This window comes from Mesorhizobium sp. L-2-11 (assembly GCF_016756595.1).
Taxonomy (GTDB): domain Bacteria; phylum Pseudomonadota; class Alphaproteobacteria; order Rhizobiales; family Rhizobiaceae; genus Mesorhizobium.
The window spans coordinates 1,178,769-1,196,340 of the sequence record NZ_AP023257.1 but is presented as its reverse complement, the minus strand read 5'-3'; the positions used below and the strand labels follow the sequence as shown (position 1 = coordinate 1,196,340).

At 63.9% G+C, this 17,572-nt stretch carries 18 protein-coding genes and 1 pseudogene; 13 read left to right on the top strand and 6 right to left on the bottom strand.

The window, feature by feature from the left end; translation table 11 throughout:
* The first annotated feature begins 9 nt into the window (after positions 1-9).
* The 9 genes from JG739_RS05695 to JG739_RS05655 all read left to right on the top strand — a co-directional run bounded on the left by JG739_RS05695 (position 10) and on the right by JG739_RS05655 (position 6,531).
* The gene (locus JG739_RS05695; protein WP_023797032.1) at positions 10-675 is read left to right on the top strand and encodes an amino acid ABC transporter permease; all 666 of its coding nucleotides are present in this window, start codon (positions 10-12) and stop codon (positions 673-675) included.
* A 1-nt stretch (position 676) separates the two neighbouring features.
* Entirely contained in the window at positions 677-1,327 is a 651-nt protein-coding gene (locus tag JG739_RS05690) for an amino acid ABC transporter permease (protein ID WP_202365633.1), read from the top strand.
* Positions 1,328-1,331: 4 nt separating this feature from the next.
* Positions 1,332-2,126, top strand: a complete 795-nt coding sequence (locus JG739_RS05685; RefSeq protein WP_202365632.1) for an amino acid ABC transporter ATP-binding protein — start codon at positions 1,332-1,334, stop codon at positions 2,124-2,126.
* A gap of 36 nt (positions 2,127-2,162) precedes the next feature.
* Positions 2,163-2,624, top strand: a complete 462-nt coding sequence (locus JG739_RS05680) for a RidA family protein (protein ID WP_202365631.1) — start codon at positions 2,163-2,165, stop codon at positions 2,622-2,624.
* A 24-nt stretch (positions 2,625-2,648) separates the two neighbouring features.
* A complete protein-coding gene (locus JG739_RS05675; RefSeq protein WP_202365630.1) occupies positions 2,649-3,854 on the top strand; it encodes an aminotransferase class V-fold PLP-dependent enzyme in 1,206 nt (401 codons plus the stop codon).
* A gap of 102 nt (positions 3,855-3,956) precedes the next feature.
* Complete coding sequence (gene purE, locus JG739_RS05670; RefSeq protein WP_202365629.1) at positions 3,957-4,454, top strand: 5-(carboxyamino)imidazole ribonucleotide mutase; 498 nt, start codon at positions 3,957-3,959, stop codon at positions 4,452-4,454.
* The gene (locus tag JG739_RS05665; RefSeq protein WP_202365628.1) at positions 4,451-5,527 is read left to right on the top strand and encodes a 5-(carboxyamino)imidazole ribonucleotide synthase; all 1,077 of its coding nucleotides are present in this window, start codon (positions 4,451-4,453) and stop codon (positions 5,525-5,527) included. Before purE ends, JG739_RS05665 begins: the two co-directional genes overlap by 4 nt.
* 178 nt (positions 5,528-5,705) lie before the next feature.
* Positions 5,706-5,831 carry a type B 50S ribosomal protein L36 gene (ykgO, locus tag JG739_RS05660; RefSeq protein ID WP_006327841.1) on the top strand — a complete coding sequence of 42 codons (126 nt, stop codon included), beginning with the start codon at positions 5,706-5,708 and terminating at the stop codon, positions 5,829-5,831.
* 115 nt (positions 5,832-5,946) lie between these two features.
* Entirely contained in the window at positions 5,947-6,531 is a 585-nt protein-coding gene (locus JG739_RS05655) for a tetratricopeptide repeat protein (RefSeq protein ID WP_202365627.1), read from the top strand.
* Between the two features lie 108 nt (positions 6,532-6,639).
* On the opposite strand, the gene JG739_RS05650 is transcribed toward JG739_RS05655, so the two are convergent.
* Complete coding sequence (locus JG739_RS05650; protein ID WP_202365626.1) at positions 6,640-7,701, bottom strand: NAD(P)H-dependent flavin oxidoreductase; 1,062 nt, start codon at positions 7,699-7,701, stop codon at positions 6,640-6,642.
* Between the two features lie 270 nt (positions 7,702-7,971).
* Between JG739_RS05650 and JG739_RS05645 the strand changes: the two genes are divergently transcribed.
* Complete coding sequence (locus JG739_RS05645) at positions 7,972-9,039, top strand: alpha/beta fold hydrolase (RefSeq protein ID WP_202365625.1); 1,068 nt, start codon at positions 7,972-7,974, stop codon at positions 9,037-9,039.
* Between the two features lie 26 nt (positions 9,040-9,065).
* On the opposite strand, the gene pyk is transcribed toward JG739_RS05645, so the two are convergent.
* Together pyk and JG739_RS05635 are read right to left on the bottom strand one after the other, a co-directional pair.
* Positions 9,066-10,502 (bottom strand): pyruvate kinase, encoded by a 1,437-nt coding sequence (gene pyk, locus JG739_RS05640; RefSeq protein ID WP_202365624.1) that lies wholly within the window; start codon positions 10,500-10,502, stop codon positions 9,066-9,068.
* A complete protein-coding gene (locus JG739_RS05635; protein WP_202367351.1) occupies positions 10,499-10,987 on the bottom strand; it encodes a DUF1036 domain-containing protein in 489 nt (162 codons plus the stop codon). The genes pyk and JG739_RS05635 overlap by 4 nt, the downstream gene beginning before the upstream one ends.
* Before the next feature lie 246 nt (positions 10,988-11,233).
* Between JG739_RS05635 and JG739_RS05630 the strand changes: the two genes are divergently transcribed.
* The 3 genes from JG739_RS05630 (at position 11,234) to JG739_RS05620 (ending at position 13,913) form a co-directional block, all read left to right on the top strand.
* On the top strand, positions 11,234-12,031 hold the full coding sequence (locus JG739_RS05630; RefSeq protein WP_202365623.1) for an N-formylglutamate amidohydrolase: 798 nt from the start codon (positions 11,234-11,236) through the stop codon (positions 12,029-12,031).
* A gap of 25 nt (positions 12,032-12,056) precedes the next feature.
* Positions 12,057-12,365, top strand: a complete 309-nt coding sequence (locus JG739_RS05625; RefSeq protein WP_202365622.1) for a DUF1244 domain-containing protein — start codon at positions 12,057-12,059, stop codon at positions 12,363-12,365.
* Positions 12,366-12,716: 351 nt separating this feature from the next.
* The gene (locus JG739_RS05620; RefSeq protein WP_202365621.1) at positions 12,717-13,913 is read left to right on the top strand and encodes an MFS transporter; all 1,197 of its coding nucleotides are present in this window, start codon (positions 12,717-12,719) and stop codon (positions 13,911-13,913) included.
* On the opposite strand, the pseudogene JG739_RS05615 reads toward JG739_RS05620, so the two are convergent.
* The 3 genes and pseudogenes from JG739_RS05615 to JG739_RS05605 form a co-directional block, all read right to left on the bottom strand.
* Positions 13,871-14,020 (bottom strand): annotated as a pseudogene (locus JG739_RS05615) (LysR family transcriptional regulator); the annotation flags it as partial. The gene JG739_RS05620 and the pseudogene JG739_RS05615 overlap by 43 nt on opposite strands.
* A gap of 104 nt (positions 14,021-14,124) precedes the next feature.
* Positions 14,125-14,283: a DUF3309 family protein gene (locus tag JG739_RS05610; protein ID WP_091593346.1), complete on the bottom strand. Its 159-nt coding sequence runs from the start codon at positions 14,281-14,283 to the stop codon at positions 14,125-14,127.
* 111 nt (positions 14,284-14,394) lie between these two features.
* Complete coding sequence (locus JG739_RS05605) at positions 14,395-17,571, bottom strand: efflux RND transporter permease subunit (RefSeq protein WP_202365620.1); 3,177 nt, start codon at positions 17,569-17,571, stop codon at positions 14,395-14,397.
* Position 17,572 lies beyond the last annotated feature (1 nt).

Here is a 17,572-nt window from a genome sequence, read left to right as displayed (position 1 = left end):
CAGGGACACATGGGCTATACCCTGAACTTCAACCTGATCTGGCGGCATTTCGACAAGCTTTGGGGCGGGCTGCTGCTCAGCCTCGAGCTGGCCGTGATCTCCATCGCGATCGGCATCCTCATAGGACTGCTTCTGGCGGTCTGGTACGTGTCGGCCGGGCGTGCGGTGCGGACCGTCATCGCCGCCTATGTCGAGTTCATCCGCAACGTGCCGCTGATCCTGCTCGTCTATCTCGTCTTCTACGGCCTGCCGACGGTGGTCGACATCGCCTACAGCGCGCAAACATCGTTCATTGCCACGCTGTCGCTCTATAGCGGCGCTTATCTGGTCGAGGTGTTCCGCTCGGGGCTCGAAGCGGTACCGCGCGGGCAGCTCGACGCCGGCAAGGCGATCGGCCTGACGCCATGGCAAAGGCTGGTTCATGTGCGCCTGCCGACGATGCTGCGCATAACGCTGCCCGCGCTTTCCAACACGTTCCTGTCGCTGTTCAAGGACACGTCCGTTGCCTCGGTCATTTCGGTGCCCGAGCTCACCTACGGCGCCCAGTGGATCAACTTCAACACCTTCCGCATCGTCGAGGTCTACCTTGTGGTGACGGCGATGTATCTCCTGACGGGCTACGCGCTTCTTTTTGCGCTTCGGCTTGTCGAGCGCCGGTTCAGGGCGGCGCACTAGGATGCTTGGCCAGATCGCCTATGCCTTGCCCTTCCTGGCCCAGGGTTTTGCCGTGACGCTATGGGTGTCGCTGCTGGTCGTGGTGTTGTCGCTCGTCGCCGGCGTGATGATGGGCGTCGGCCTTGTCTATGGCCCGGCTCCGCTGCGCTGGCCGGTGCGCATTTTCAGCGATACCATACGCGGCATTCCGATCCTGGTGCTCATCTTCTTCGTCTATTACGGCCTGCCTGCCATCGGCCTCCATCTGGAATCCTTCTGGGCAGCCGTACTGGCGCTCACCCTGTTCAAGACGGCGCAGGTCATCGAGTATCTGCGCGGCGCGGTCGGTTCCATACCGAAGGGGCAGTCCGAAGCGGCGATGGCGATCGGACTGACCTTTCGCCAGCGACTGGCCTACGTCATCTTCCCGCAAGCGTTCAGGCGTTTCCTGCCGCCATGGATCAATGGCGTCACCGATGCGGTGAAGGGCAGCGCGCTGGTCTCGCTGCTCGGCATCACCGACCTGATGCACGCCATCAACCAGGTCATCGGCCGCACCTACGAAGCGATGCCGCTCTACATCCTCGGGGCGGTCATCTATTTCGCCGTCAATTACGCGCTCTCCCTGGCCAGCCGACGGTTGGAGCGGCGTTTCTCCTTCATCCGGGAATAGCAAGATGCCCATCGCCACGCCCGCCAGTCCGGCGCTTCTCGATGTCTGCGAGGTTTCCAAATCGTTCGGATCCGTCGCGGTCCTGCGCTCCGTCAGCCTGCAGGTGACGCGCGGCGAGGTGGTGACTGTCATCGGGCCTTCCGGCAGCGGCAAGACCACGCTGCTGCGCTGCGTCAACTTCCTGGAGAGCTACGACAGCGGCTCCATCCGCATCGACGGCAGGGAGGTCGGCTACCGCGGGACGGGAACACGCCAGCGCCGCAGCGAGCGCGACCTGGCGAAGATGCGGGCCGAGACCGGAATGGTGTTCCAGAGCTTCAATCTGTTTCCGCATCTGACGGCGGCCGGCAACATCATGCTTGGCCTGCGCAAGGTGCGCGGCAAGAGCAGTACCGAGGCCCGCGGCATCGCCGAGCACTGGCTCGGCCGGGTCGGCCTTGCCCACAAGGCCGACAGCCTGCCGGCCGAGCTTTCCGGCGGCCAGCAGCAGCGCGTCGGCATCGCCCGCGCTGTGGCGATGGAGCCGAAAATCCTGCTTCTCGACGAGATAACCTCCGCGCTCGATCCGGAACTCGTCGGCGAGGTGCTCGAGGTCGTGCGCAGCCTGGCCGAGGACGGCATGACGATGGTGATGGTCACGCACGAGATGGCCTTTGCCCGCGACGCTTCGAGCCGCATCGTCTTCATGGCAGACGGCGGCGTCAGCGCCGCAGGCCCGCCTGCCGAGATTCTGGGCGCGGAGATCGACAACGAGCGTCTCCGCAGCTTCCTGGCGCGGTTTCGCGCCTCGCATTTCTGACATCGGACGGCGAAAGCTGTCGCAAGGAGCCCTTTCATGACGCCTTACATCCGGCTCGCCGAATTGGGCCTGACGCTGCCCGAAGCGCCGGCGCCGATCGCCAACTTCGTCACCCACGCCGAAAGCGGACGGCTGATCTTCCTCTCCGGCCAAGGGCCGCTGCGCGCCGACGGCACTCTTTGCACCGGCAAGGTCGGCGAGGACGTCACGGTTGAAGAGGCTTACAAGCATGCCCGTCTCACCGGCCTGAACCTGCTCGCGGTCATGCACGCTGCGGCAGGCGACCTCGGCCGGATCGTGCGCATCGTCAAGCTGCTTGGCTTCGTCAACGCCATCCCGACCTTCGGCGACCATCCGAAGGTGGTGAATGGCTGTTCCGATCTTTTCGCCGCTGTCTTTGATAGTATCGGCGGGCACGCCCGTTCGGCGATCGGTGTCGGTTCGCTGCCGGGCAACATCACCGTGGAAATCGAGGCGGTCGTCGAGATCGCCGCCTGAAATCTACCAATGGGACCTCTAGAAATGAAAGCCTATTCCGCAAACGGCTCCAACACGACAATCCGCGAACGGCTCGGCCTTCGTCCGATCATCAACGTTTCCGGCACGATGACGGCGCTCGGCGCCTCGATCATCGTCCCGGAAGCGATCGCCGCGATGTCGGATATCGCCTCGCAGTGGGTGGAGATGGACGATCTGCAGCGCGCCGCAAGCACGGTCGTCGCGCGCCTCACCGGCGGTGAGGCCGGCTTCATCACCGCTTGCTGCGCCAGCGGCATCACCATGGCCATTGCAGGCACAATGACCGGCACCAACCTTCTGGCGATCGAGCGGCTGCCGGACGACACCGAGGGCCTCAAGACCGAGGTCATCGTCCAACTCGGCCACATCGTCAATTACGGCGCGCCGATCGACCAGTCGATCCGGCTGGCCGGGGCCAGGACCGTACCCGCCGGTACGGTCAGCGTGACGCAGGATTATCATGTGCGCGAGGCGATCCGCGACCGCACCGCGGCAGGTCTCTATGTCGTTGCCCATCACACGGTGCAATACGGCATGCTCTCGCTGGAGGAGTTCTGCGAGATCTGCCACGCCAAGGGCGTCCCGGTGATCGTCGACGCCGCCTCCGAGTACGATTTGCGCGGCTTTCTCGCACGCGGCGCCGACATCGTCGTCTACAGCGGCCACAAATTCCTCTCGGGACCGACAAGCGGCATCGTCACCGGGCGCAAGGATCTGGTGCGGGCCGCCTATCTGCAGAACCGTGGCGTTGCGCGGGCGATGAAGGTCGGCAAGGAAAGCATCGCCGGCACCATGGCCGCGCTGGAGGCCTGGGAGCGACGCGACCATGTTGGCATCCGCAAGCGGGAAGCAGCAGCGCTCGATTTGTGGAAAGACGCATTGCAGGGGCTGCCCGGTATCGCCGCGCATATCATTCCCGATCCGACCGGCAATCCGCTCGACCGCCTGCAGGTGTTAGTTGCGGCTGAGAGCAGGTTCACCGCCGCCGGTTTTGCCTCGGCGCTGGCGGCCGGCACGCCGCCCATAATCGTGCGCAACCACGAGGTCGAGCGCGGTCACTTCTTCCTCGATCCGTGCAACCTTCATCCCGGCGAGGCGGAAATCGTCGCCGAACGCCTGCGGGCGGTGTTGAGCGCGGCCGATCGTCCCGCTGATGCGATGAAGTCGGCCCGCAAGGATAGCGCCGGCGCCTTGCGCTGGCCGGATTAGGTAACATGGCGCCATGCGCCCGAATGCTGCGCCGGGGCATGGTCTCCTTGCCGTCGATCTCGAATTCCGCTAAGGCGCGCCTTTGCCGCCGGGAGCAGAAGCTTGGACGATCACCGCGCCGACGTCGCCATCATCATGGGCAGCCAGTCCGACTGGGCGACGATGCGCCACGCCGCCGAAACGCTGGAGGCGCTGGGCATCGCGCACAAGCGGCTGATCGTCTCGGCCCACCGCACCCCCGACCGGCTCTATGACTTCGCCAAGGGCGCCAAGGCGGCCGGCTTTCGGGTGATCATCGCCGGCGCCGGCGGTGCGGCGCACCTGCCCGGCATGACGGCGGCGATGACGCCGCTCCCGGTTTTTGGCGTGCCGGTGGAGTCGAAGGCGCTTTCCGGACAGGACTCGCTGCTCTCCATCGTGCAGATGCCGGCCGGCATTCCGGTCGGCACGCTGGCCATCGGCAAGGCGGGCGCCACCAATGCCGCCCTTCTGGCCGCGGCCGTGCTGGCGCTGACCGACGAAAAGCTCGCCGCCCGGCTCGATGCCTGGCGCGCCGCCCAGACCGCCAAGGTCGCCGCCGAGCCCACGGACACGCCATGAGCCTGGCCGCCGGATCGACCATCGGCATCATCGGCGGCGGCCAGCTCGGCCGCATGCTGGCGATGGCCGCGGCGCGCCTCGGCTACCGCACGGTCGTGCTGGAGCCGCAGCCGGATTGTCCGGCGGCACAGGTCGCCAACCGGCAGATCACTGCCGCTTATGACGACACGGCCGCGCTCGCCGAACTGGCTGCAGTCAGCGCCGTCGTCACCTACGAGTTCGAGAACGTTCCGGTCATGGCCGCCAGCGCGCTTGCCGTCACGGTCCCCGTCTACCCGCCGGCGCGCGCGCTGGAAGTGGCGCAGGACCGGGTGGCGGAGAAGAAATTCCTCAACGGCATCGGCATTCCCACCGCGGATTTCTGCCCCGTCGACAATGACGACGAATTGACGGCGGCGCTGAAAAAATTCGACGGCAGCTGCATATTGAAGACGCGACGCATGGGCTATGACGGCAAGGGCCAGCGCGTCTTCCGCAACATGGAAACGGGCGGCTTTGCCGGCACCTGCGAGGCGATGGGCAACGTGCCGCTGATCCTCGAATCCTTCGTCGCCTTCGAACGCGAGATCTCGGTGATCGCGGCGCGCGGCATGGACGGTTCGCTCGCCGCCTACGATCCGGCAGAAAACGTCCACCGCGACGGCATCCTGCACAGCTCGACCCTGCCGGCCGGGATAGAGTCCGAAACCGCCGCTGCAGCGCAGGCGGCGGCAGCAGAGATACTTGCCGCGCTCGATTATGTCGGCGTCATCGGCATCGAGTTCTTTGTGCTTGCCGACGGCGCGCTGCTGGCCAATGAGATCGCGCCGCGCGTTCACAATTCCGGCCACTGGACGGAAGCCGCCTGCATCGTCTCGCAGTTCGAGCAGCACATTCGCGCCGTCGCGGGACTGCCGCTGGGAAACCCCGGCCGCCATTTTGACTGCGTCATGGAAAACCTGATCGGCGACGACGTCCTGCGCGTCCCGGCTCTGCTCGCCGAGCCCGATCTGATGCTGCATCTCTACGGCAAGGCCGAGGCGCGCCCCGGCCGCAAGATGGGCCATTTTACGCGAATGAGCCGCCACCGTTGAGGCTGTTGGACAGCGCCGCTCCAATGCCGTCGGTAGGGCAGAAACTCAAACTCCGCCACATGCTTGGTTGACACGGGCAAGGCTCCTCGTTTATGAGCCACGCACAAGTTGAGAGGCGCGCTTTCCGAGCGCGCCTTAATAATTCGGCCCAAGCGGGCCCAGACCGACGGGCAAGACCATGAAGATCAAGAATTCGCTCAAGGCGCTCAAGGCGCGTCACCGCGACAACCAGCTGGTTCGCCGCAAGGGCCGCGTATACATCATCAACAAGACCGCTCCGCGCTACAAGGCGCGCCAGGGCTGAGTCTTTTCGCGTGGAGGCGCCTGCCTCGGCGCCTGCATGATGTAATTTGCCGGCCTGCCGGCCTCTCACGCTAAATTCAGTTTGACGATCCGCTGTCCGGGGTTAGATTCCGGTCATGCGGATTCTTTTTGCATTCTTGGCGGCGCTTTTTCTTCTCGGTTTCGCCCCGCTTCCGGCTCGAGCGCAAGACCCGGTCACCCCTCCGGTTGCCACCACCAGGGAGGCAAGGCTCGACCAGCTGTTTGTCGACCTGAAGCGCGAGCGCAATGAAAAAGCCGCCGAGCGCATCGCGGCGCGCATCTCGCACGAGTGGTCGCAATCCGGCAGCGCCTCGATCGACCTGATGATGCAATGGTCGCAAAAAGCGGCCGAAGACAAGAAGTTCGACGTGGCGCTCGACTTCCTCGACCAGGTGGTGACGTTGCAACCGGCCTATGCCGAAGGCTGGAACCGGCGCGCCACTGTACATTTCATGATGAATAACTTTGGGAAATCGATGGCGGACATCGACCGCACGCTGCAGCTCGAGCCGCGCCATTTTGGCGCGCTGTCCGGCCTGGCGCAGATCATGGCGGTAACCGGCCACAAGCAGTCGGCGCTGGAAGCCTGGCAGCGTGTGCTCACCATCTACCCGATGATGCGCAGCGCCCAGGATCAGGTCGGTACGCTTTCGGAAGAACTTGCCGGCGAAGGGATATGATGCCAGCAGCGTCGAGACCGAAAGTCTGGTGAGACTGTCGCGTCGGCCCCAATTCAAGGGCGCATACCACGTTTCCAGCTACCGATGTCTCTTCCGCAGGTGGCATTGTCAGTGCCGATATGAACCAGCTTCCGCGACGAGTTTCTCCACAAGGGCTTTTGCCGGCATCTCCCGCAACCTCGCAACACCCTGCCCGGCCCAAATGGGCAGGAAATCAGCCCGCCTGCTTTCATCCGCTGCCATTGACAGCGGCAAGACCAGGCTCGCCTGCAACGGAAACGCCAGCGCGGCATCTTCCTCGCCGGCCATCTCCATCACAAACCGGTTGCGCACCACGCGCGCCGGCCGGCCAGTGAAGCAGCGGGTCACCGACGTGCTCTCGTCAGTGGCCGAGCGCAACGCCGCGCGATAGGCCGGCTGCACATTGGCCTCGGGGCACGCCAGGAAGGCCGTGCCGATCTGCACACCTGATGCACCGAGTGCAAAGCTGGCAGCAATGCCGCGACCGTCGAAGATACCGCCGGCTGCAATCACAGGCACGCGCACGGCATCAACGATCTGCGGCACCAGCGCAATCGTGCCGACTGTGCCGATAGCAGGGTCGCCGGTGAATGTGCCGCGATGGCCACCGGCTTCGTATCCCTGAGCGATGATAGCGTCCACCCCCGCCGCCTCAAGCTGCCGCGCTTCAGAAACGGTGGTGGCCGAGCACAACAGAACACAGCCGGCCTCTTTCAGCAGCTGAACAATTTTGATGTCGGGCAGGCCAAAGTGGAAGCTGACCACCTTTGGGCGCAGTTCAAGCACAACGCCCAGGCGCTCTTGATCGAAGCTGGGAAAGGGCTCGCCCGGCTGGAGTACCGGCCCGAGGCCGACCTCGTCGTAGTAGCCTTGAAGGCGATCGCGCATGTATTGGGCCGCCTCATCATCGTGGACTGGCACCGGGTGCGCAAAGAAGTTTACATTGATCGGGCCATTGGTAGCGCGCTGTGTCGCCGTGAGCTGCTCCCGAATGGCCGCCCCTGGCAGAATGCCACATCCGAGCGAGCCAAGCGCTCCGGCATTGCTGACTGCCGCCGCCAGTTCCGGCATGCTGATACTGCTCATCGGAGCCTGGATTATCGGGTGCTCAATGCCGAGGAGCTTCAGAAGATCGGTGCGAGTCCACATTGGATCACCTCCTCTTTCCCTCGAAGAGACTACCTCAACCGACTTCAAGCTCAAGTACAATGGGACCTACGACCCGCCTCAAATCCGGATGCCGCCGGAGATAATCCGCCGAGTGCATCCGGCCTGGAAACTGATAATGCCGGCCCAGGCGCATTTCGACGCCGAGATTGCCCGCCAACCATCAGTGATGGTTGGCGGGCAATTCCACTTGAGCGAAAAATCTTTTAGCTGGACAGTGAACTAATTTCCCTCCGGTCCGTAGCTCTCCGCATGAACCCGATCTACGCCGCGCTCGCCTTCCTCCTCGCGCTTGTGTTCACCCTTGCAGGTGTCACCCGCGCCGGTTCATGGCTGATCGAGCGCCGCAATCCGCCGATCGGCGACTTCGCGGATGTAAACGGTGCCCGCATCCACTACGTTCACGTTCCGGCGCGGGAAAACGCCGACCTGCCGCCAATTGTCTTTATCCACGGCGCCAGTGCCAATCTCAGGGATCAGATGCTGCCGTTGAGGCCGTTGCTGGAAGGCCGTGCCGAGATGCTATTCTTCGACCGCCCGGGTGCAGGCTGGTCGGCGCGCGGCCCCGGCAACAACGAGACCCCATCGGCACAGGCCAGCACCATCGCAGCACTGATGGACCATCTCGGCATCAGGAAAGCCATCATCGCCGGCCATTCCTTCGGCGGCTCGGTGACCACGGCCTTCGGCCGCGAGCATCCCGACAAGACGCTCGGCCTGGTGTTCATGGCGCCTGCCACCCATCCCTGGCCGGGCGGCGCGACCGCCTGGTACTACAATTTGACGACCATTCCGATCGTCGGCCGGCTTTTTTCCGAAACACTGACCTATCCGTCGGGAACGCTGCAGATGAATGCCGCCACCGCCTGCGTCTTTGCCCCCAACAAGGTGCCGGACTTCTATGTCGCCGAGGTCGCGATCCCACTGGTGCTTCGGCCGAACGCCTTTCGTTCCAACGCCAGCGATGTCGCAGGGCTTTATCGCTACACGCTCGATGCCGCACCGCACTACCGCGATATCAAGGCTCCGACTGTGGTCATCTCGGGCGACCGCGACAAGGTGGTCTATGCAACGATCCATTCGGTCGGCCTCGTCCGCGATATCGCTGGGGCCGAGCTAGTCTGGGTCCACAATCTCGGCCACAAGCCGGACTGGATAGCACCCGATCTCGTTGTCGGCGCGATCGAAAAGGTCGCCGGCAGGGACGTGGACATTCAGGCAATGGCGAAGGCGGTGGAAATCAGGATTGCCGGCGACACCTACGGCGCCGGCAAATGCGCCGACATCACAGCGCCGGAAGCCGAACTCGCGCCAACTTAGAGCAACCTCGCTGAAGGCTGAGCGGCCTAGCGGCGGGCCTGCACGTCGGATCCGACATAGGCGATGCGCAGCATGTTGGTGGAGCCGGGCGTCCTCAACGGCACGCCGGCCGTGATGATGACCCGGTCGCCGGGCTTGCCGAACCCTTCATCCAAAGCGATGCGGCAGGCGCGGTCGACCATATCGTCGAGGTCGATGGCGTCGGGCGAGACGACGCAATGCGTGCCCCACAAAAGCGACAGCCGCCGCGCCGTGTTGACGATCGGCGAAAGCGCGACGATCGGCACCTGCGGCCGCTCGCGCGCGGCGCGCAGGCCGGTCGTGCCCGACGCCGTATAGCTGATGATCGCCGACAGTTTCAGCGTCTCGGCGATTTCGCGGGCGGCGAGCGAAATGGCGTCGGCGCCGGTCGCTTCCGGCTCCGAGCGCTGCGCGTTGATGATGCCGGCATAGGTCGGGTCGGTTTCGACCTTGCTGGCGATGCGGTTCATCATCGCCACCGCCTCGACCGGGTAGGCGCCAGCCGCGGATTCGGCCGAAAGCATGACCGCGTCGGCGCCTTCGAACACGGCGATCGAGACGTCCGACACCTCGGCGCGGGTCGGCACCGGCGCGGTGATCATCGATTCCAGCATCTGCGTGGCGATCACCACCGGCTTGCCGGCGCGGCGCGCGGCGCGGGTGATCTGCTTCTGGATGCCGGGCACGGCTTCGAGCGGCATTTCGACGCCGAGATCGCCGCGGGCAACCATCAGTGCGTCCGAAAGTTCGATGATCTCGGCCAGCCTGGCGACTGCCTGCGGCTTTTCGATCTTGGCCATGATCAGTGCCCGGCCGCGCGCGATCTTGCGCGCTTCCGCCAGATCCTCGGGCCGCTGCACGAACGACAGCGCCACCCAGTCGACGCCGGTCGCCAGCACAGCATCGAGATCGCTGCGGTCCTTTTCGGTCAGCGCGCCGACCGGCAGCTCGGTGTCGGGCAGGCTGACGCCCTTCTTGTCGGAGATGCTGGTGCCGGCGACGACGGTGCAGACGATCGCCTCTCCGTCACTCTTCACCGCCTTCAGCTCGAGCTTGCCGTCGTCGATCAAGAGACGGTGACCGGCCTCGACCGATCTCAGGATTTCCGGATGGGGCAGATAGACCCTGGTCGAGTTGCCGGGCTCGGGATTGTCGTCGAGCGTGAAGGTCTGGCCGAGTGTCAGCGTCTCCTTGCCGTTGGCAAACTTGCCGACCCGCAGCTTGGGTCCCTGCAGGTCGGCGAGAATGCCGATCGGCCGGCCGACCGCTGTCTCGACGGTGCGGATGCGACCGACAAGTGTGCGCATCAATTCATGATCGGTGTGGCTCATATTGATGCGAAACACGTCGGCGCCGGCTTCGAAAAGCTTCTTCAGCATGTCCTCGGAGGAGGAGGCCGGACCGATGGTGGCGAGTATCTTTACCTTGCGGCTGCGTCTCATTGACTGTTTGTTCCCGGGGCGGCTGGAACGCCCCCCGTTGCGGGGTCATCGGTCAGCTGGACCATCCAGCTTGCCTGCTCGCCCGTGTCATATTCCTGGAATCCGGCGCGCTGGAAGCCGCGGGCGACGCAATCGCTAACGCCGGCGATCTTGAACTCTTTTTCGGCCACGCACATGTTGATCGGACCATCCCAGCGCCCGCCGCGCTCGGCGTCTTCTGCATAAAGATAGTAAAATCTTGATGACAGCGGGCCCTCGATCAACGTCTTGCAGCTCGATCCCTCGATGTGCCACCAGCCTTCAGTGATCCAGCCGGCCTTGGCGCGATAGCCGATGCCAACGCCGACCAGGTTCTGCGTGGCGTTGCAGACGCGGAAGTCGGCGCGCGCCGGCGAGGCAGCTACCATCGCGGCGAGCCCCACGGCGAAGGTCAGGAACGGCATGGCGAAGGCATAGCGCACACGCGGCCTGCCGGCGGGACCCATCCTGAAACCTCTCAAGAACCACATTTGCATCTCTCAACGCCCCTTTTCGGAAAAGTCCGGGCGCATGTCAACGCGCCCTTTTGCTCAATTCCAATCGATTTAGAAAGGCCTCTAGCGCACCGTCTGTCGCCTTCTGCCAGATTTCCGCAGAAACCGTGGCCAAACGACGGCATTGCGAAATCATCCCCTTCGTGGAATGACGATACCATCCTCCCCGAAAGCCAGCGAACAGACCATTTCCCGCCGATGACCCGATCCACAGTTTTCACGCCTTTCGACATCGTCGAAGGCGACCGCAAGCGAGGCATCGTGCTCCTGGCCGACCATGCCCGTCGCGACCTGCCGGAAGAGTATGGCAGCCTCGGCCTGCCGGCGGCGGAATTCGACCGCCATATCGCCTACGACATCGGTGTCGAGACGGTGACGCGCGAACTGGCCGCGTTGCTCGGCGTGCCGGCAGTACTCGCCAACTTTTCGCGGCTTCTGATCGACCCCAATCGCGGCGAGGACGATCCGACGCTGATCCGCCAACTCTATGACGGCACCGTCATTTCGGGAAATTATCCACTTGCTCTGAAAGAACGTGAAAGGCGGCTCGACCGCTTCTATCGACCCTATCACGATGCGGTCGGGGCCATGATCGCCTCGGTGGCGCAGGCTTGCGCAAGCGCCCCCTTTATCTTGTCGGTGCATTCCTTCACCCCGTTCATGCAGGGATTCGTGCGCCCTTGGCATGTTGGCATCTTGTGGGATCGCGACGACCGGGTGGCGCGCCCTTTGATCGACATGCTCGCCGAGGACAGAAGCCTTATCGTCGGCGACAACGAGCCCTATGACGGCGCGCTGCGCGGCGACACCATGTTCAGACATGCCATCGTCAACGGCTTTGCCCATGCGCTGATCGAGATCCGTCAGGACCTGATCGCCGATCGGCAGGATGCGGTCGCCTGGGCCGAACGGCTGACGCCGATCGTTGACGCGATCAACCGCCGTCCCGATATACATCAGGTCAGACGATTCGGCTCGCGCACCGGGCCGCTCTAAGGAGGCCCAGGGAGGCCAAGAACACATGACCGAACTCAGCGACGAGCAAAAACGCGATTTCGAAGCCGCCGCCTTCCGCCGGCTGGTGGCGCATCTGCGCGAACGCACGGACGTGCAGAACATCGACCTGATGAACCTCGCCGGCTTCTGCCGCAACTGCCTCTCCAACTGGTATCGCGACGCCGCGGAAGCCGAAGGCGTCGATCTCAGCAAGGACCAGTCGCGCGAGATCATCTACGGCATGCCCTATGCCGAATGGCAGGCGCTCAACCAGACCGACGCCTCCGATGCCAAGAAGGCCGAATTCGAGGCAAGACGCCCCAGGGATCATTGAGTCTCGCCGTCGTCGTCCTAGGGCGGAGCAGTCGCGAAGCGACGTCGCAGAGACCCTAGGATCCATTCCGTGACAGTCGCCGGGGAATGCGGCAGCTCAGAATAATGCGCCAGCGATTTCCGACAGAAGTTCTGCGCCGCAGCGGCGCTCGCACGTTGCGGCATGGATCCTGGGGTCTGCGCTGCGTCGCTTCGCTCCTTGCTCCGCCCCAGGATGACGAACAGGAGATGCGCGAACGGGACGGTCCTGTGTCCTTGTTTGGCCCAAGCACTTTCAAGAACCAGCGCTTGACTGAGGATTGAATCGATCTAATTTGCCGCGCCAAGCTTTTTTCGCACCGGATTCCACACGATGGACACGCTAAACCGCATGCAGGCCGCCATTCGTGGACGATGGGCCGTGGCGGCCATCTTCCTGGCCAATGGCTTTCTGACCGGCGCCTGGGCGCCGCAGATCCCGGTGGTGCTGACCCGACTGGATATCAGCAAGTTCACGCTTGGCCTGCTGATCCTGCTGTTCGGCGCCGGCGCGGTCACAGCGATGACCTGGTGCGGCCACCTGATCTCCAGGCATGGGTCGCGCAGCGTGCTGCGCTGGTTCGGTCTCCTCGGCAGCTTCGGCCTGCTGGTTGTGGCGCTGGCTCCCAACGTGCCGCTGGCGGCCATCGCCATGTTCATCTTCGGCGGTTCGATCGGCGGCATGGATGTCGCCATGAACGCCAATGCGGTCACCGTGGAACGGCGCTTGTCCCGCGCCATCATGTCGTCCTCGCACGGCTTCTGGAGCCTTGGCGGTTTTGCCGGCGGCGCTCTCGGTGGCCTCGCCATCCAGAATTACGGTCATCTCGCCCATGCGACAGTGGTGACGGCTCTCGCCTTCGCCATTATTGCAGTGGCAGTCCGCTACCTGATCGCCGATGCCGCGCCACCCCAAGCATCATCGGGGGTCACCAGGCATCGCAAATTCGCGCTGCCTGGAAATCCGCTGGTCTATCTGGTCGGGCTGATGGCGCTGATGACGATGATCTCCGAGGGTGCGGTGCTCGACTGGGCCGCGCTTTACCTGCAACAGGAACTCGGCACCGACCTCGCCGTAGCTGGTTTGGCCTACGCCGCTTTTTCCGGCGTCATGGCCGTCATGCGCTTCGTTGGCGACGGCGTCCGCAACCGTTTCGGCGCCGTGACGACACTGCGAGTTTCGGCGCTTGTCGCCGCTGCCGGCATGCTGGTGGCGGGGCTAGCGCCCTCACCCTGGCTCGCCATCTCAGCTTTTGCCTTTTGCGGTTTCGGCATCGCCAATATGGTGCCGATCCTGTTTTCGGCCGGCGGCAACCAGGAAGGCATGTCGTCCGGCACCGGCATGAGCGTCGTCACCACGATGGGCTATTCCGGCATTCTGGTGGCGCCGTCGGCGATCGGCTTCGTCGCCGAGCACTCGAGCTTCAGTCCGATCTTCGTCGCTTTGTCGGGACTGCTGGTCGTCGTCTTCTTGATGGCCGGGCTCGCTCACCGCGCCGAATTCGCTCCCGACGCGGCCCCGGCCGAATAGCGCTTCAAGGCCTCGTAGAGGAAATCCGCGGCACGGCGAATGCGCATGCTGGTGCGCGCGTCGCGGTGCATGGCCAGCCATACCGGCAGTGTCGGCAGCGCCACGCCGAGAGTGCCGCGTTTGGAAAGGACCATCCCCAAAATCAAAAGCTGCAGCGCTTCGCCTTTAAAGCGCGCAGCGCTGCACCTCGTCGACCGCACCAATCTCTGGGTCAAATCCTGCCCATCAGCAGCAACACCAAGAGCACGATCAGGATGACGCCGACGATGCCGGAGGGACCATAACCCCAGGAACGCGAATGAGGCCATGCCGGCACCGCGCCGATCAGAATGAGGATCAGAATGATGATGAGAATGGTGCTGAGCGTCATAAGAAACTCCCCGCTTTGAGGCATTGCACGACAGGACAATGCAAAAGGCCGCTGGGTTGTTCCCGGCGGCCTTTTCTACCCTGGGGCTGAAATGGGGCTGAAGGGAGCGACCTATTCGGCGGCCTTCGGGAAGTCGATCGCCGGCTTGTCGAGCAAGCCCGGCCTTGCGGCAGTCTCCATAGCCGCATCGGCTGGCGTTCTGCGCCGGAACACCCGACGGAAGAATGCATAGAAGCGGCTGTTCTTGCTACGCGTGAACACCATCAGCATCGACGGCGTCACCACCAGCGTCAGCAAGGTAGCGAAGGACAGGCCGAAGACGATCGCCGAGGACAGTGAAATCCACCATTGCGTCGACGGCGCGTTGATCGTCGTCTCGTGATGGAAGATTTCGAGACCGAGGCCGAAGGCGATCGGCAGCACGCCGAGGATCGCCGACACCGCCGTCAGCACGACCGGTCGGGCGCGTTCGCGGCAGGTCTGCAGCACCGCGTCCATCTTGTCCCAGCCTTCTTCGCGCAGCCGGTCATAGGTGTCGATCAGCACGATGTTGTTGTTCACCACCACGCCGGCCAGCGCGATGACGCCGATGCCCGACATGACGATGCCGAACGCCTCTCCGGTCAACAGCAATCCGAGGAACACGCCGACCGTCGCCATGACCACGCAGGACAGCACCAGCCAGACGCTGGTGAACTTGTTGAACTGCATCAGAAGCACGAGGAAGATCAGGAAGATCGCCGCCCCGAAGGCTTTGCTGAGGAAGGCGCTGGCCTCGGCGCTGTCCTCGTTCGAGCCAGCAAGCTTCCAGCGTATGCCGCTGCCGAGATCCATCTCGGCGACAGCCTGGGTTACCTGCTGCTGGACAGAAGCGACCTGCTCGCCGGCGGCGACATTGGCCTGGACGACCACCGTGCGCGCGCCGTCGATGCGGTTGAGGATGCCGACGGTCGGCTCGGGCTTGCGCACGACGAAATTCGAGATCGGCACCGACCCTTGCGACGTCTGCACCCTGAGGTCGTCGAGCGTCGACAGCGTGCGTCGGTCCTCGGGCAGGCGCAGCCTGATGTCGACGGCGTCGTCAGCACCGGCCGGCCGGTATTCACTGAGCTTCAGCCCGTTCGTCACCAGTTGCACCACCGTTCCGACCGAGGTCGGGCTGATGCTGTATTGCGCCGCCTTGGCGCGATCGACGTCGAGCGCCCAGTCGACGCCGGGCGGCGGCAGGCCGTCGGAAATGTCGATGACGCCAGGCACCTTGGCAATGCGGGCGGCGACGGCGCGCGCCTTGTCGTCGAGGCCTTTGGGGTCGACGGCCGAAAGCCTGATCTGGATCGGCTTGCCGGTGGGCGGGCCGGCCTCGGGCACGCGAACCTCGACGTCTACGCCGGGAATGCCGGCCATGACGCCGCGAAGTTCGTCCAGGATCGCGTTCGCCGATTTGCGCTCGCGCCAGTCGACGAACTCGTACTGGATCACGCCGACCACGTCTTCCGGAATGTCCTGGCCGCCGCCTTGCGTCTTGCCGACGCGGGTATAGACCGATTTCACCCCTGGCCAGCCGAGAAGCCGGTTTTCAGCGGTCTTCGTGGCGGCATCCATTTCGGCGAGCGAAAGATTGCCGCGGGCGTGCACATAGAGCAGGCCGTAGTCGGGCTCGACATTCGGGAAGAACTCGACGCCGGCGCCGTATTTCGAATAGGCAAAGCCGACACCGAACAAAAGCCCGACGGTGAGCAAAAGCACGGTGATGGGAAAGCGAACCGCCTGCTTGACCACCGCCATGTACCAGCCGTCACGGTTATCGCCCTCGTGGTGCGGCGGCGCCTTGGCGAATAAGGCGCCCAGCGCCGGCGCAAAGACCAGTGCATAAAGCATCGAGGCCGAGAGCGTGACGATCAGCGTGATCGGCATGTATTTCATGAAGTCGCCGATGATGCCCGGCCAGAACAGCAGCGGCGAGAAAGCGGCGATGCGAGTCATCGTCGCGGCGATGACCGGACCGGCCATGCGCTTGGCGGCCAGCGCGAAGGCCTCTGCCTTCGGCATGCCTTCGCTCATCCGCCGCTCGGCGAATTCGGTGACGATGATGGCGTCGTCGACCAGCATGCCGACCGCCAGGATGAGGCTGAACAGCACGATCATGTTGATCGTGTAGCCCATCATCGCCAGCAGCAGGATGCCGATCAGGAAGGACGATGGAATGGCGAGGCCAATCAGCAGCGAAGCGCGGCCCGACAGCGCGTAGAGAATGACGATGAACACCAGGATCACGGCGATCATGACGTGGTTCTGCAGATCGCCGAGCAACTGGTTGACGAAGACCGACTTGTCCTGCGTGTAGGTGACGTGCATGCCTTCCGGCATGGTCTTTATGAAGGCATCGGACACCGCCGTGACCTGGGCGATCGTGTCGATCAGGTTGGCGCCGATGCGCTTCTTCACCTCGATGGCGATCGCCGGCTTGCCGTCGAGACGGGTCACCGTCTCGGCGTCCTTGAAGGTGGAGCGGACGGTGGCGATATCCTTGGCCTGAACCACGGCATTGGGGCCGGCGACGATCGGAAGCGCCGCCACGTCCTGCGGCGTTTCGATCAGCGACGGCACCTTGACCGCGTATTTGCCCTCGGACCCTTCGATGTTGCCGGCGGCGACAAGACTGTTGGAATCGCCGACCGCACCGATCAGCTGCTCGAGCTGCAGCCCATAGGAAGATAGTTTCATCGGATCGATGACGACTTCGACGAGATCGTCGCGGGCGCCCTGCAGCGAGCCCTCCAGCACGCCAGGCACTTCCTCGATGCGGTCGCGCAACTCGCGCGCCGCCGTCGTCAGAAGGCGCTCGGGCACCTCGCCCGACAGCGTCACGACAAGGACGGGAAATTCGGAGACGTTGACTTCGGAGACGACCGGCTCCTCGGCTGCCTGCGGCAGGTCGGCCTTGCCATCCTGGACCTTGCTGCGCGTGTCCTGCAACGCCGTCGCCAGATCCGTCTGCGGGTGGAATTCGACCAGCACGTAACCGCCGCCCTGGAAGGCGGCCGAACGCATCTCCTTGAGACCTTTGAGGCTTTTCAGCTTGGCTTCCATCGGCCGCAGCAGCAGGCGTTCCGAATCTTCGGGCGAGATGCCCTGATAGATCAGGCTGACATACATCATTGGAATCGGAACGTCGGGCTCCGCTTCCTTCGGTGTCGACTGATAGGCGACCGCACCGGCAAGAATGAGGAACACCAGCACCGAAATGGTCAGCCTGGCATTGCTGATTGCAAGTTTGACGATATCCATG

Coding starts and splice junctions, on each gene's coding strand:
- JG739_RS05695 (WP_023797032.1), top strand. CDS start 10: ATGGGCTATACCCTGAACTTCAACCTGATCTGGCGGCATTTCGACAAG.
- JG739_RS05690 (WP_202365633.1), top strand. CDS start 677: ATGCTTGGCCAGATCGCCTATGCCTTGCCCTTCCTGGCCCAGGGTTTT.
- JG739_RS05685 (WP_202365632.1), top strand. CDS start 1,332: ATGCCCATCGCCACGCCCGCCAGTCCGGCGCTTCTCGATGTCTGCGAG.
- JG739_RS05680 (WP_202365631.1), top strand. CDS start 2,163: ATGACGCCTTACATCCGGCTCGCCGAATTGGGCCTGACGCTGCCCGAA.
- JG739_RS05675 (WP_202365630.1), top strand. CDS start 2,649: ATGAAAGCCTATTCCGCAAACGGCTCCAACACGACAATCCGCGAACGG.
- JG739_RS05665 (WP_202365628.1), top strand. CDS start 4,451: ATGAGCCTGGCCGCCGGATCGACCATCGGCATCATCGGCGGCGGCCAG.
- ykgO (WP_006327841.1), top strand. CDS start 5,706: ATGAAGATCAAGAATTCGCTCAAGGCGCTCAAGGCGCGTCACCGCGAC.
- JG739_RS05655 (WP_202365627.1), top strand. CDS start 5,947: ATGCGGATTCTTTTTGCATTCTTGGCGGCGCTTTTTCTTCTCGGTTTC.
- JG739_RS05650 (WP_202365626.1), bottom strand. CDS start 7,701: ATGTGGACTCGCACCGATCTTCTGAAGCTCCTCGGCATTGAGCACCCG.
- JG739_RS05645 (WP_202365625.1), top strand. CDS start 7,972: ATGAACCCGATCTACGCCGCGCTCGCCTTCCTCCTCGCGCTTGTGTTC.
- pyk (WP_202365624.1), bottom strand. CDS start 10,502: ATGAGACGCAGCCGCAAGGTAAAGATACTCGCCACCATCGGTCCGGCC.
- JG739_RS05635 (WP_202367351.1), bottom strand. CDS start 10,987: ATGGGTCCCGCCGGCAGGCCGCGTGTGCGCTATGCCTTCGCCATGCCG.
- JG739_RS05630 (WP_202365623.1), top strand. CDS start 11,234: ATGACCCGATCCACAGTTTTCACGCCTTTCGACATCGTCGAAGGCGAC.
- JG739_RS05625 (WP_202365622.1), top strand. CDS start 12,057: ATGACCGAACTCAGCGACGAGCAAAAACGCGATTTCGAAGCCGCCGCC.
- JG739_RS05620 (WP_202365621.1), top strand. CDS start 12,717: ATGGACACGCTAAACCGCATGCAGGCCGCCATTCGTGGACGATGGGCC.
- JG739_RS05610 (WP_091593346.1), bottom strand. CDS start 14,283: ATGACGCTCAGCACCATTCTCATCATCATTCTGATCCTCATTCTGATC.
- JG739_RS05605 (WP_202365620.1), bottom strand. CDS start 17,571: ATGGATATCGTCAAACTTGCAATCAGCAATGCCAGGCTGACCATTTCG.